Origin of the sequence: Litchfieldia alkalitelluris (assembly GCF_002153425.1) — a bacterium.
GTDB lineage: Bacteria > Bacillota > Bacilli > Bacillales > Salisediminibacteriaceae > Evansella > Evansella alkalicola.
Map to the genome: position 1 here is coordinate 3,795,482 of NZ_KZ119600.1, position 14,261 is coordinate 3,809,742.

General features: G+C 38.0%; 10 protein-coding genes. 1 reads left to right on the forward strand and 9 read right to left on the reverse strand.

From position 1 onward, the window contains the following. Positions 1-9 precede the first annotated feature (9 nt). The 5 genes from BW724_RS18175 to BW724_RS18195 form a co-directional block, all read right to left on the reverse strand. Positions 10-1,563: an ABC transporter ATP-binding protein gene (locus BW724_RS18175; protein WP_088076559.1), complete on the reverse strand. Its 1,554-nt coding sequence runs from the start codon at positions 1,561-1,563 to the stop codon at positions 10-12. A 15-nt stretch (positions 1,564-1,578) separates the two neighbouring features. Then, positions 1,579-2,373: an ABC transporter permease gene (locus BW724_RS18180; RefSeq protein WP_088076560.1), complete on the reverse strand. Its 795-nt coding sequence runs from the start codon at positions 2,371-2,373 to the stop codon at positions 1,579-1,581. A gap of 88 nt (positions 2,374-2,461) precedes the next feature. Further along, entirely contained in the window at positions 2,462-3,238 is a 777-nt protein-coding gene (locus tag BW724_RS18185; protein ID WP_088076561.1) for a glycosyltransferase family 2 protein, read from the reverse strand. A gap of 31 nt (positions 3,239-3,269) precedes the next feature. Continuing rightward, positions 3,270-4,400, reverse strand: a complete 1,131-nt coding sequence (locus BW724_RS18190) for a glycosyltransferase (protein WP_088076562.1) — start codon at positions 4,398-4,400, stop codon at positions 3,270-3,272. 40 nt (positions 4,401-4,440) lie between these two features. Continuing rightward, the gene (locus BW724_RS18195) at positions 4,441-5,559 is read right to left on the reverse strand and encodes a glycosyltransferase (protein ID WP_088076563.1); all 1,119 of its coding nucleotides are present in this window, start codon (positions 5,557-5,559) and stop codon (positions 4,441-4,443) included. Positions 5,560-5,775: 216 nt separating this feature from the next. On the opposite strand from BW724_RS18195, the gene BW724_RS18200 reads away from it, so the two are divergent. Continuing rightward, a complete protein-coding gene (locus BW724_RS18200) occupies positions 5,776-8,295 on the forward strand; it encodes a CotH kinase family protein (protein ID WP_088076564.1) in 2,520 nt (839 codons plus the stop codon). Between the two features lie 178 nt (positions 8,296-8,473). Here BW724_RS18200 and BW724_RS18205 read toward each other — a convergent pair whose 3' ends face one another. From BW724_RS18205 to BW724_RS18220, 4 genes are all read right to left on the reverse strand, one after another. Further along, positions 8,474-10,516, reverse strand: coding sequence for a peptidoglycan D,D-transpeptidase FtsI family protein (locus BW724_RS18205; protein ID WP_088076565.1), 2,043 nt, complete (start codon positions 10,514-10,516; stop codon positions 8,474-8,476). A 173-nt stretch (positions 10,517-10,689) separates the two neighbouring features. After that, on the reverse strand, positions 10,690-10,983 hold the full coding sequence (locus tag BW724_RS18210; protein WP_088076566.1) for a hypothetical protein: 294 nt from the start codon (positions 10,981-10,983) through the stop codon (positions 10,690-10,692). Positions 10,984-11,117: 134 nt separating this feature from the next. Next, a complete protein-coding gene (locus tag BW724_RS18215; RefSeq protein ID WP_088076567.1) occupies positions 11,118-11,984 on the reverse strand; it encodes an SGNH/GDSL hydrolase family protein in 867 nt (288 codons plus the stop codon). 150 nt (positions 11,985-12,134) lie between these two features. After that, positions 12,135-13,628 (reverse strand): amidohydrolase family protein, encoded by a 1,494-nt coding sequence (locus tag BW724_RS18220; RefSeq protein ID WP_088078037.1) that lies wholly within the window; start codon positions 13,626-13,628, stop codon positions 12,135-12,137. Positions 13,629-14,261 lie beyond the last annotated feature (633 nt).

Consider the following 14,261-nt stretch of genomic DNA (forward strand, 5'->3'; position numbering starts at 1 on the left):
AACTAGTGGTTATTTCTTTTTCCTTAATACTTCTTCCCTGTACATTTCAACCACTTCTTCAGAAGGGCCATCAGCTCGAATTTTTCCTTTTTCAATCCAAATTGCTCGTGTACATACTTTTTCAACAAATTTCATACTGTGAGAAACGATGATGACTGCTTTTGCTTGTTCCATCATATCTTGTATTTTTTCACTAGCCTTCTGTTTAAAAGCTGCATCCCCTGTAGATAATGCTTCATCTATAATGAAGATATCTGGCTGTAGTGTTGCAGCTATAGAGAACCCTAATCTAGCTTTCATTCCACTTGAGTAAGATTTTACTGGCTTATCTATTGCTTTTTCTAATTCAGCGAAATTAACTATTTTCGGATAGTCTCGAATTACTCTTTCCTTTGGTATACCTAACAGCATTCCATTCAAATAAACATTATCCGTCCCTGTCAGTTGAGGGTTGAATCCTGTTCCATAATTTAATAGAGCAGTGGTTTCTCCATTTAATTTAATCTTTCCTTCGTCAGGTGTAAGAATATTGGTTAAGACTTTACATAAAGTACTTTTCCCAGCACCATTATGACCAATAATACCAACTACCTCACCTTCATTAATTTCAAAACTTAAACCATTTAGTGCCCAAAATTTTTCTTTCTTAAATCTATTTGAAACATGATAAGACACACTAATATTATCAGCCTTTACTACAGGAATGTTTTTTACAGTAGTACTTGTTTTCTTCAGCTCTAGTCTCTCACGTTTTTTATTCTTCCTTACTGGTATAGTAGCTTTATATTGTTTAATTATTTCTTTCGGCTCTCCTACAGCTTTTATTTCACCTTTATCTAGCCAAATGAGCCTATCGCAGTTTTTCCTTGCATATCGAAGACTGTGAGTAACTAAAATCACCATCTTTGCTTTTTTCACTAACTCTTTCATTTTTGCTGCCGCTTTATTTCCAAAAAGAGCATCGCCTGTATTGAGAGCTTCATCAAGGATAAGAATTTCCGGTTCTAGATAAGCTTGAACACTAAAACCAAGTCTTGCCTTCATACCACTTGAATAGCGTTTCATAGGCTGTTCAAAGAATTCACCTAAACCGGAGAATTCCTTAATATCATCCAAGAATTCATTTATTTTTCGTTTTTCTATACCTAGCATCATCCCATTTAATAGAACATTGTCTCTACCAGATAATTCTTTATTAAAGCCCATTCCCATTGAAAACAATGCCGATACTCGTCCATCCACTTTAATTGAGCCCTCATCTGGGTGTAGAATACCAGATATTAATTTGCATAAAGTCGTTTTACCAGCACCGTTTGATCCTATAATCCCTAATATTTCACCTTTATAACCAACAAAGTTCATATTCCTTATAGGCCAAACCACTTTTTCTTTCTTATCTGTATTATCCTTAGATTTTCTTTTATTAAGAAAATCTATTACATAGGATTTATAATCATCACTTCGAACACCAGAAAGAAAGGAAACTCCAAGATTTTGAGCCTTTAATACAACTTCTCTTTGATCTAGTGCAAGCGCATTATTTTTATTTTCGGTATTATCCATAATATAAAACCTCTTTTATAGCATTTTAATAATTTTATGCTCATTTTTATTAAAGTGAGAAAGTAGAAAGACAATCGCAACTAATGACATAATAAAAATAATAATTAAACCAGTAAATGAAGGTACCGAATGGTACATGATAATATCACGATACCCACCTACAATATGTGAAAATGGATTTAGAATAATTAACCATTCTAGCCATGGGTACGTATCAAGCGCTCCTCTCAAACGTCCACCTTCCCAAATAACTGGTGAGGAGTAGAACCAAATTCTCGTTAAGTGAGTCAACAGATTATCAATATCTCTAATAAAAACACATATATAAGAAACAAATAAGCTTATAGCCAATAAGAAAACTAATTGTATAAATATAATTAGAGGTAAGAAAACAATATGCCAACCTGGAACCACGCCTGAAAAGACAAGGAATATAGCAATTATGATCAAACCAAATGTAAAGTTAATCAATTGAGTAAAAGTAACGGTCAATGGAAATATTGCTTTAGGCAAATTCACTTGACTGATAATAGAACTTTGTTTAACTATAGCCTTGGCAGATGTATTTACTGTCGTATTTGTCCAACGCCAAGCCACTAAACCTATTACTAAGAATAAGGCGAAATTCTCTCCCCCGCGTCCTAATAAGATTACCATTAAAAAGTAATAAACTAGCACCCCTAACAATGGATCTAACAGCCACCAAAAGTAACCTAAATAACTGTTACGATGTTCGGCTTTCAACCCGGACTTCACTAAATATATAATTAAGTCTTTCCGCTTTACCATTTCATTAATATAGTCACGCATGATACGACATACACCGCCTATTAAATACAAGATATTATTTCATTTCTCCAGTAGTGTTCATCATAAGCTTAGGTTATAAACGAACTAACTAACTAGTGTATTTCCTAACTTTATAATAAACATAATGTAAAAAATACCAACTACTTTTTAAAAATCCTAACTTTTCAATCTCCCTATATAACTTCCAATTCTGCTTTGCCATCTTAAGCTTATTACTTGAAAGTGAGTTCCCCACTTCCCTATATTTTGCTAAAACTTCTTGCAAACCATAAGCTTGGAACCCTTTTTTGCATAGCGATAACCATAAAGCATAATCTTGGCGAGAGCGAATGTTCACCATTTCAACATTCCCCACCTTTGTTTTATCTAACATGACTGTTAAGCAGCCTATCATATTTTGTTTCAATAAATGAGAGTATGAAACAACCTCTGGTGCCTCTATAATTGTACCACTTTCGACACCATTTTCATCTACATTTCTATATTTAGTAAATGAAAAAGCAATTCCCTTCTCTTCCATGAATTGCAACTGTTTTTCAAGCTTTTTTGGCAGCCACTGATCATCACTATCGAGAAACGCTATATATCGTCCTCGTGAATTCCTTATCGCAGTATTCCTAGCAACGGCAGGACCACTGTTTTCCATTAACTGAATCAACTTAATTCTCTTGTCTTGTGTGGCATACTCTTGAATTATTTTTACCGTCTCATCAGTAGAACAATCATCAACAATAATCATTTCCCAGTGAGGATAGGTTTGATTTTGTACTGATTGAATTGTTTCTTCAATGAACCTCGCTGAATTGAATGCGGGAGTTATGACAGAAACAAGTTTATTGTATTTTTCCTCAACTACTACTCCCATTTAATCCACCGCCTGTACAATTAGGTCACCCTTATCCATCTCTCTTTGATAGTTCTCGATACCAATCCACCAGTTTCTCTTCTTCGACTTTCCAGTTCAATTTATCTATGACAGCCCTTTTCCCATTCTGCCCCATTTCTTGCGCAGCACTAACATTTTCACGTAAAAAAGAAATAGCTTGTCTAATTTCTTCTTCATTTGAAGGATCAACTGCAATCCCGCACTCGTACTTTTCCATAAATTCCTTCCATGCTGGAAAATCAGAGCAAATGATTGGTATACCTGCACTCATATATTCAAAGAATTTGGTTAACTCTTTCTTTTTATAGTGATCTGTTGGGGGAAACAAGGCAATTCCTGCAAGCCAATTAGTATTAATATAATGTTGATCAATAACTTGTTTGTCTATAAATTGATCGATTCCTTCTATATATAGACGTTCTTTATTTTCACCTGCGATTTCATACATTTTTTCCGCAAAGCTTTTAGGACACTTTCCAACAAAGTGGACAGATATTTGCTCATCTATAAGTGGTAACTTAGCATGTATAAATGCTCCACGCTCCACTGACACATTCCCTGTATACAACAGCTTTTCTTCAGCTGGTTTAGTTTCTAGTGGTTTGTTTATTAGTGTTTCATTCAAGACTGGATAATTTAGTATGCATTTCCCTCTAGGGTATTTCTCTATATAATACTTTTCAGCAAGACATAGTTCTAACTTCCTTGTAAAGAAACTTTCTACTGTTTTAAACATTTTCGCCGCAAGCATTCTTAATGGCTTTGGCAAGTATTCCTTTTGCATCATACTTGTCTCATAATCTTCATGAATGTCATAAATGACTATATTGTTAGACCTTTTAAGCATCCAAGCAAACGGAAGCAGTTCCGGATCGTGAATGTGATAAAAATCAGCCTTCAAATTTTTAGCTAGTTTATACGCCTTATATGTTGAGACGATCATTCTTAAGAATCGGTTTCTGTATTTTGTTAAAGATATTAAATTTATTTTTCTCTCCGGTATAATTTTTTCAGCATCTGTTGCAATCAGTGTCACATCGAACCCTGCCTTTTGAAGGGAAAGACATTGTTTATAATAAATCCTAGGATCCAATGGATGATGTACTGTTGTCAGGTGAACTACTTTTTTGGTGTTGGACAATTCAACACCTCCTTTATAATTAAAAACCATTTTCGTACTATTACTTATTTAACGTTTGTAAAAAGACTTCTTCATATCGCTTCACAATTTTTTTCGCATCAAAATGCTTCGCTCTTTCATACCCTAATTCTATTCGTTCTTTCGTTTCACTTTTGTCCATCGAAAGGACCTGAAGCATTTTTTCTGCAAGTTCTTGATCGTTCCCTACTTTACAAAGGTCACCATATTCTCCGTTATTTAATACCTCTGAAGGACCTGACTTACAGTTTGTTGAAACGACTGGCGTTCCAGTTGCTAGCGCTTCAGCGATAACATGACTGAACCCTTCATGAATAGAAGTAAGGGTAAAAAGGTCTGCCTGTTTAAAGTAAATATAAGGGTTTCTTTGAAAACCTAGAAAATGGACACGATCAAAGATATTTAATTCCTTTGCCTGTTCTTTCAACTGGTCTTCTAAAGGCCCTTCTCCTAGAATGACAAGCTGACTGTCTAACTGTTTATTAACCTTTGCAAATGCATTTAGTAAAGTTCGTTGATCTTTTTGCTTCACAAGTCTGCCAGCTGTAATCACAATTTTATCTGAAGTGTCAAAAATATGTTTGTGGCCTTCGACTAATTGGTCATCTGCCATTTTCTCGTTTATTTGTTCAAGATCTATAGGATTATAGATCACTTTTATATCTTCGGCTTTAATCTTATAACGTTTTATCAGATTACTCTTAACCCCTTCGGATAATGAGATGATCTGACTAGACAATTTATAGATTAAACCAAATCCAATTAATTGAAGGTTCGTTTTCCATGTACCACCTAAATTATCCGCTTCCCTAATGACGCTTTTTGCTTTTGAAAACGACAATTTATTTGCTAGAATCGCAATTGTATTAACCCTTGGAATGGTACTAAAGACCACATCTATTTGATTTTCTCTGATGATTTTGGCAAGACGAAAAATGGACCTACTTAACCGTTGTGTTTCTAGCTTGATGAATATCACATCGTCTTTTAATTCCTGCTCATAGGAACCATCAAAGTTTAATGTAACTAGGTGAGGTTCAAATTTGTTTCTGTCCAAATTGTTAATAATATTTAGCAGCGTCCTAGCCGCTCCCCCAGCACCCATTTGATATATAAAAAATAATACTTTGACTTTTTTCATAACTAACAGCCTTTCTTAAAAAACGTTTTAGTATGAGGCTCAATTTTCAATTATACCATAATACTTCCTTCTTTTTGAATAACATGTTGACCCTTTTCTGTATAAGTCGAAAAGTCAATTTAATTGTAGATTACTGAATAATTTCATTTACAAAAAATGATATAATTTCCATATAGGCTTCTACTTCATAGATTGAAAAAGGGGGAAACACTCTTTATGAATAAACAACAAAAAATAACGTTACTACTATTACTCCCCACCCTTATTTCCATGTGGTTTGTTACGTTCTATTTAGTTGATTCTACTCCTGTTTCCACAGAAGATCTAGTGGAATCTGATACAGTGGATGACACCTTATCCCTAGATGATGAAAAAGACAATTTTATAGTAGAGTTTCAGGATCCCACCTTTGAAGATGCTCTAAGGAAAGAACTTAATCATATAGGCGATTTTACTGCTAATCAATTACAACAAATTGAATCATTAACACTTCGTGCTGAAAAATTAGTAGATATCAGTGACATAAAGCACTTTACCAATCTTCGTTCCCTAGACTTAAGAGATAATCAGATTGTTAACATCTCTTCATTAGCTAGTCTTCCCAATTTAATAGATTTAAACCTCCGTGGGAATAAAATAGAGGATATTTCAGCATTAAGAAACACAACACATATACAAGAACTTAACCTAAGAGAAAACTTAATTCAGGATATAAGTGCCCTTGAAGGACTAGAATCTTTAAGAGATTTGAATCTACGCTATAATCTAGTATCTTCGATTCAGCCCCTTGGAGGGCTTGATAATCTTACTGATAGACTCTATTTAAATGGGAACCCAATTCATGATTATACACCTTTACATTCATTGCATCCTCACATAAATGAAACTGATTTTGATATAGCACCACTCTTTTCACAACCAGGCGGATTCTATCAAGAGGAATTTCATTTGGAACTATCCACACCAAATGAAAACGCAACAATGTATTATACATTGGACGGTTCAGAGCCAGATCCAGTATTTAATCCGAATAGTACATATACATACATTGATCCTATTTTAATTTCTGATAGAAGTGGAGACCCTAATGACCTTTCTATGATTAGAACAGCTATAGATGGCCCTTATACTTACTGGGAACCTCCTACAGATGTAGTTTTCAAAGGAACAGTAGTTAAAGCAAGAGTTTTCAATGAAAATGGCGAAAATACAGAGACAGTCACCAATACATATTTCATAGACGAACAAGAACACAACAGATATTTCCTTCCTGTCATATCTATAAGTACAAATTCAGACTCCTTTTTCGGTGATGCAACTGGTCTCTTTGTTAATGAAAATTGGGAAAACAGGGGAATAGAGTGGGAACGGGAAGCTAACATTGAGTACTTCGCATCAGATGGGACACTTGGTTTTTCACAGCCAGTAGGCATTCGTGTCCATGGTGGTTGGAGTAGAGAAGCACCATTGAAATCCCTAAGAATCTATGCAAGATCGGATTACGGAACTAACCTTATATTTCACGATCTCTTTGATAACCATAATAACCTTACTCATAAAAGGTTGATATTAAGGAATTCGGGTAATGATTTTCACCGTACCATGTTTAGGGATGGATTATTACAAAGCTTAGTGTCGCACATGCATTTTGACACACAATCCTTTCAACCTTCCATTGTTTTTATCAATGGAGAATATTGGGGAATACAAAACATTCGTGAGCGTTATGATGACTGGTATTTGGCTAACCAATATGGGGTTAATCAAGACAATGTAACGATTTTAGAGAATAATGCTGAATTAGATGATGGTTTGCATGAAGGCATTGAACACTATGAGTCCATGATTACCTTTGTACAAGAACACGATTTACGCAATGATGATAATTATGAATTGCTCCAGACAATGATGGATATTGATAATTTTATAGATTACTATGTAGCCCAAATCTATTTCGCAAATATAGATTGGCCAGAAAACAATGTTCGCATGTGGCGCTATAATACTGATACTCAGCCTGTTTCAAATGAAGAATTATCTCCAGAAGATGGGCGCTGGCGATGGTTGTTATTCGATACTGACTTTGGATTTGGTGTTCAACCTGGAATAGGGTATTCAAGAGGAAGTGATGTTGATACAAACGCGCTAGAACGCTTAATTGGTGAAGAATGGTACCAATTTCTGTTCACTTCCCTTATGGAGAACGATCATTTCAAACAAAGTTTTATTTCTCGTTTTTCCGATATGCTTAATACTGCTTTCACTCCAGACAGGGTGGTTGAAGAACTTGATCGTCTTTATGACATATACAAGCAAGAGATCAATGAGCATATTGCACGTTGGAATATACCTGAGACTTATGATATCTGGGAAAAAGAAGTCAATATCATGCGACGTTTTGCACAGGAACGCCCCATGTACCAATGGCAGCATCTTCAGAATTTCTTTCGTTTAGGAGATCGCTCAAAGGTTACCGTTGAAATGGATAGTACAAAAGGAACTGTACAAATAAACTCCATTATCATCGATGATACTACTCCTGGAATTAGCAATCATGAGCATTGGGAAGGTCAATATTTTAAAGGTGTACCAGTTACTATTACCGCGATTCCTGAAGTTGGATACGAATTTGTGGGATGGGATAGCTCTATAAATGAGTTAAATGACACAGAAACAGTTGAATTAGAGTTAACCGAAGATCTATATATTTCACCAATTTTTGAAGAGATATCATAAACCTCTTTTCAAACAACCAAGGTAAGAAGGCTCTATTAAACTATGATGTTGTTTTTTAAGATTTTACATTTTTTATCCCCCCCGCCATAAAAAAGAGATGTCTCTATTTTTAAGAGAGCATCTCTTTTCACTTCGTTCTTTTCAATATAGTTTTCCAGCCTTAAGTTAACTTAACTCTTCAATCTCCCCATCTTACCAAAAACTCATTCACTTTATCCACGGCATAGCCGCTGTTTTCCCCTTCAATCATCATCGTGATTAGGAGGTCTTCCCTTTCATAATCGAAGGCTACGTACCACCCTAAGCGGTCTCCATCGACCACGTCACGACTCTCCTTCAATTCTGCTGTCCCTGTTTTTCCAGCAATAGAACGATTGTGGCCTGGGTTTGATCGGTTTGCCGTTCCGTTTGAGTCTTCCACAACGGAGATAAGAGTATCTCGGACAGTCTCTACAGTCTCTGGAGATACGATGCCATCTAACCAGACACTTGGTTCTTCATTATCAAGTAACAATGGCTGCATCACATCTCCATCATTGAGGAACATCGTATATAGTGCCGTCAGATGTACAGGGTTAACTTGAACCTCACCTTGCCCATAACCAGTATCAGCCAACAATATATCAGATCTCAGCCCATCGTTCGCAATGGAGGATTCCGTAATTGGATAGCTAAATGGTACAGAATCCCCAAACCCTAGTTTTTCAGCCCAAGTCTCGAAGTTTTCTTGCCCAATTTCCAGCGCCTGCATGGCAAAATAAATATTATCAGAGTATTTCATGGCAGTTTCCAGATCCACTTGGGAAACATCTTCATTCACACGGGCAACTTCATAATCTCCCCAGCTTCCGTCTGCCTGCCAATACTTTCCGTCAATTGTAAACACTTCTGACGGATCCAACGTTCCTTCTTCAAGGCCGATTGCTGCTGTAAATGGCTTAAAGACAGATCCTGGCGCGTAAAAATTTCGATAGCGTTGATTGAATAAGACGTTTGTATCTTCCAATTCATCTGCCCTAGGGTCACGTAACCCTAGATATCGAAGGTTAGAATCAAAGGCAGGTAGACTCGCCATTGCCAATACTTCCCCTGTTTTAGGGTTCATCACAATTCCAGTACCAGCATCGTCACCAATCGTTTCTGCCAGTTGTTTCTGAAGCTCCGCATCTATCGTTAATGTAATGTCCTCTCCATGTTCTGTTGGAATGGATTTCACAACATCTCTTGTTTCTCCATCTGAATCTTTTACAACGATCGACAAACCGCGCTGACCACGAAGTGTCTCTTCATATGCAAGTTCCACACCACGTTTTCCTATAGAAGAATCCACTTTATAGCCCCTATCCGGGTGATTTTCCAGATCCTCTGCCAAAACATCTCCTGTATGCCCTATGATGTGCGCCAATGCTTCCCCATACGGATACACCCTTCCATCAACTTGGCTAAGGAGTATACCTTTTATTCTCAAAACCTCATCTTTTCTTGGATCATCAAGTGACATTAATGTAATTGGTGCGCGCCAATCTGGACGGTCTGGGTGTGCATCTGCAAGCTCCCTCACTCGCTCCACATCCATATCTAATAAATCTGCTAATCTAGCAGTCGCATCATCGAAGTCTTCCATCGCTTCTGGAACAAAACTAACATCGTATACCGTTCCGTTTTCAGCAAGGGCCCTTCCATTTCTATCATAGATTTCCCCGCGAGTTGGATATTCCCCATTCTCTATGGAAACAGTATCTTCGAGTGAGTATAACCCTAAGAAAATATGAGATGGGTGCAGGCTGATGAGCCAGTTTTCATGTTCGTCCCCATCAATCTCCTCAACCTCTTTCTTTAAGGTAACATCTGTGACGTAAGAGAGCTCTCCTGCGATCGTATCCATTTGCACATCAACGGAGTATTTGAGATCCTCTATTTCGTCCAAATCTATTTCCTCTTCTTCAAAATCACGGGACGTGTAGCTGACCGTAATGTTTTCTACACCAGCAGTTTCATGTATCTCTTCCATTCTTTCAGGCAGGTCCCATTCTAGCCCCTCTATTTCAGCAATAGAGTCTGAATTTAGTACGTCGACCATCTGAGCGTAATTCTGACTCTCCCAAGCCTCAATATAGCTAACTAATACATCTTCCGGATTCACCTTGTCATCGTCAGAACAACCAATGATAAGAACACTAACTATCGCTGTGAAAAAAAATGTGCCAACCCACTTCCTCATGTGATTTCCCCCTTTTTATTCTATTAATCTCAAGTAAAAACTATAAGCTTGATCCATGGCATGTAAAAGAATATATGTTTTTTTGTAATTGAATAAGCAGAGCCCAACGAGTATATTCAATTACTATAAAAGGAGCACCTTTTTGTTTCCTACACATACGATGCCCCCAAAGTTTAATCTATTTTTTTAAGCTCATTATCGATTTCCTTCAGGATAGCCTCAACCTCAGCTAGTTCAGGATTATTACGTTCCTCAAACTGCGCCAATTCCTGTTTGTATTGATCCAACTGATTCCTCAGCTGCTCTGCAATATACAGTTTATCCCCTTCATTAATCTTGGAAGCTATTTCGTAACGGACTTTGTACTTCTCGATTTTTTCTTCTATCGTATTTCTACGCTTATTAATTTCTAGCTTTTTTGTCTCCAATTCTCGTTTCCAGCTTTGTAGATTTTCAGCTTTATCCATCGATTTAACCTCCATTTTCCGTTGTTTCTTTTCTTTTGTTATATCACGTTTAAATTACATTTTCAAAGGATGCCAAATGAGTTTTTGCACAAAAAACACAAGTGGTTGCAACACTTGCGTTCATGCGTTCTATATTATTCTTCTAACTCTTCCTCAATGGCAGCATGATTGATGAAAAGCCTCTCAATACTCTTGCTCCAAAGCTCGTGCCCTGCCTGTGTTGGCATATTGTGTTCTGAATGAACGTATTGGAGTATATCCTCACTGTCTACTGAAGGCCAATCTTGCCAAAAATCTATGTACTGATATCCATTAGTCGTCGCAAACTCCTTCAACTGCTCTTCCTGTTGTGGGTAAAAATACGTATCATAAACAGGCTGAGATGGTTGCACATAAAGAAGTATATCTGGATTGTCACGATAGAAAGCTGAAATAATAATTTCCATACTATCTAACGTATGTGTGATATCCACCCCTGAATTACTGTTCCATAAAAAAGGTTCAAAAATAACAATATTCGTGTCTGCGTTTACTACATCTTGATATAATCCGTTTTGCAAAACCTCAATACTGGAATTGTCCCCAAGAGCTACAGTTTCCACATTGAACATTGTTTTTCCGTATCCTTCATTTAGTTCACGCTCTAACAATACAGGCCATGGATCAATTCCCTCGTTTTGCGAATCTACCAGAGCTTTAGAACCAAACGCTAAAATGTTTATAGCGTCCTCCTCAGCTAATTCACCAAAATAAAGGTCCTCAATTCGTTGTGAAATCGATGGCTCAACACCGCTAGTCAGCGCTTGAAAATGCTGCTGCTCTTCTTCCATTCTAGCTAGTTCCATTTCTTCTTGCACTTGCTTCTGTTCAGCAATGGTTTGCTCACGCTCTGCCTGAGCTGAAGCTGCTGTACTTGATAACTTCTCTTGATAACTGTAACGCCCCCAGAGAACAACCCCTATACAAATAAATATTACTAATAAGACACTCAATCTCTTCATCATCATTACCTCAACAATCATTATCAGTTCTTTTAATATCCTTAAATGGAAATATTATCTTTTATTATACAGGGATATTCGACAAACTTCATTATAATTTTTCGACAACGCTTTATTGTGTGGAATGACCAAAATTCAACTTACACCCGGTCAAAGCTCCCCCAACTCCATTTTTGCCAATAAAGGGGTTGATGCTGGTAGTTTAGGGTCTGCTGCGACCTTCTCACTTATAGCCGTTGCCGCTTGCTGCACCTCCCTAATCACTTGCTTTTCATCTACCGTTACCATTTGTCGGTCCTTCATGATAAACTTCCCGTCCACCATCACCGATTCCACTTCATTCCCTCTTGCGGAGTAGACAAGGTTCGGAACGATGTTTCGCACCGGCTTCGTAATCACCGGAGACATGCTTGGTTCCTCTAGATTGATGAACAGCAAATCTGCTTTTTTCCCAACACGAATCGATCCTACTTCATGCTCAAGTCCCACAGCCTTCGCCGCATCAATGGTTGCAAGGCGTAATGCTTGATCTGCTGGAAAAACAGAAGGGTCCTTTCGCTTTACTTTGTTTAATATGGCAACGAATTTCATTTCATTGAACATGTTATTGCAGTTGTTGCCCGGCGCCTGGTCTGATCCTAACGCTGCCGTTCCTCCCGCTTCTATAAATTCCAAGATCGGCGGAACAATCCCATCGATGATCCCAATGCTCCCAGAACAATTAATCATGGCCGCTCCACTCCTTGCCACTTGCTCCGTTTCCTCCTTGGTTGCTTCAGTAAGGTGCACTGCAAGAAGTCTCTCATTCAAGTATCCAATTTCATCAAGGAATGCTATCGACCGCTTCCCATACCTTTTGAAAACTTGATCAATTTCCCTATCACCTTGGGCAACGTGCATATGTAATCTCGTATCATATTTAGTCGCAAGCTCTTTTATTTCCTGAAGAAGCTCAAGGCTCATCATATCGGGTCCATGTGGTCCAAGCATACTTGTAATCCGTCCATTCTCTGCACCATTCCACTTTTTTAGGAGCTCAAGATTATTTTGCAGCTTTCTATTTCCTATTTCAGGGTGAAAAGGATAAAGTTCTCCCACAGGCAGGTCGCCAATATCATCTGGAATTTCATTAATTAGTTCTGCTACCCTAGCCCTCGCCCCAACAGCGACATAGTTTTGCACGAGTTGATTCATGTTACTGTCATAGTCACAGAACGTCGTTGTCCCAGCTTTAATCCCTTCAATAATATTCATCATTGAGCCCTTTTTGCTATCTTCTGGCGTGACATGCTTCATAAACGGCCATAAACCATCCTGCATCCAATTATGCATATCCTGGGCTACACCCCTAAGAATGCCAAGCCCCGTGTGAATATGAGAATCTATTAATCCTGGCATGATGAGTTTATTCGTCGCGTCGATCACTTCATCAGCTTTCGATGAATAGTCAGCTAGAATTTGTTTTGTTGGGCCCACTGCTTCAATCTTGTTCCCTTTAATGGCAACGGCCCCATCTTCAATCATTCCCACGCCTTTCCCTTCCATCGTTAAGACGTACGCGTTGATGATAATTAAGTTGGGGTTTTGATTTGGGTTTGGGTTTGGATTTGGATTTGAGTTTGGATTTTGGTTGTCGTTGGTCATCATGAGCACTCTCCCTTTTGTTAGATAAGTTGGAATCTTATGTTAATGATAACTTATTAAGGGTGGATTTTGTACGTAGAGAGCTGATTTTTGTGAGATGGAATAATGAAATTTGTGTTGATTGAGAAAAATAATGTGTTTTTTCTGAAATAGGAATTAATATTAGTGTTGATTTAGAAAAACAAGTTGTCGGTCTCGTGAAAGGGTAATTGTTTTCGTTTTTTCACATCGAAGTCTGATTGACCCGAGCATAGAGGGAAGCAAAACTACCTGTTAGTGCCCGAACCTCGTCCAGCGCGTCTGCTTCGGGCACTATTGCTTGCTCTTAGTGCCCCAAGCAACTCTGACATGAGGCCTTCGGGCACTATTGCTTTGTCTTAGTGCCCGGAGCAGCTCTGACATGAGGGCTTCGGGCACTATTGCTTGCTCTTAGTGCCCGGAGCTACTCTGACATGAGGGCTTCGGGCACTATTGCTTTGTCTTAGTGCCCGGAGCAGCTCTGTGATGAGAGCTTCGGGCACTATTGCTTGCTCTTAGTGCCCGGAGCAGCTCTGTGATGAGGCCTTCGGGCACTATTGCTTTGTCTTAGTGCCCGGAGCAGCTCTGACATGAGGCCTTCGGGCACTATTGCTT

Excerpts from the sequence above, each read along its gene's own strand:
- BW724_RS18175 (WP_088076559.1), bottom strand. The coding sequence starts at position 1,563 with ATGGATAATACCGAAAATAAAAATAATGCGCTTGCACTAGATCAAAGA.
- BW724_RS18180 (WP_088076560.1), bottom strand. The coding sequence starts at position 2,373 with ATGCGTGACTATATTAATGAAATGGTAAAGCGGAAAGACTTAATTATA.
- BW724_RS18185 (WP_088076561.1), bottom strand. The coding sequence starts at position 3,238 with ATGGGAGTAGTAGTTGAGGAAAAATACAATAAACTTGTTTCTGTCATA.
- BW724_RS18195 (WP_088076563.1), bottom strand. The coding sequence starts at position 5,559 with ATGAAAAAAGTCAAAGTATTATTTTTTATATATCAAATGGGTGCTGGG.
- BW724_RS18200 (WP_088076564.1), top strand. The coding sequence starts at position 5,776 with ATGAATAAACAACAAAAAATAACGTTACTACTATTACTCCCCACCCTT.
- BW724_RS18205 (WP_088076565.1), bottom strand. The coding sequence starts at position 10,516 with ATGAGGAAGTGGGTTGGCACATTTTTTTTCACAGCGATAGTTAGTGTT.
- BW724_RS18210 (WP_088076566.1), bottom strand. The coding sequence starts at position 10,983 with ATGGATAAAGCTGAAAATCTACAAAGCTGGAAACGAGAATTGGAGACA.
- BW724_RS18215 (WP_088076567.1), bottom strand. The coding sequence starts at position 11,984 with ATGAAGAGATTGAGTGTCTTATTAGTAATATTTATTTGTATAGGGGTT.
- BW724_RS18220 (WP_088078037.1), bottom strand. The coding sequence starts at position 13,628 with ATGACCAACGACAACCAAAATCCAAACTCAAATCCAAATCCAAACCCA.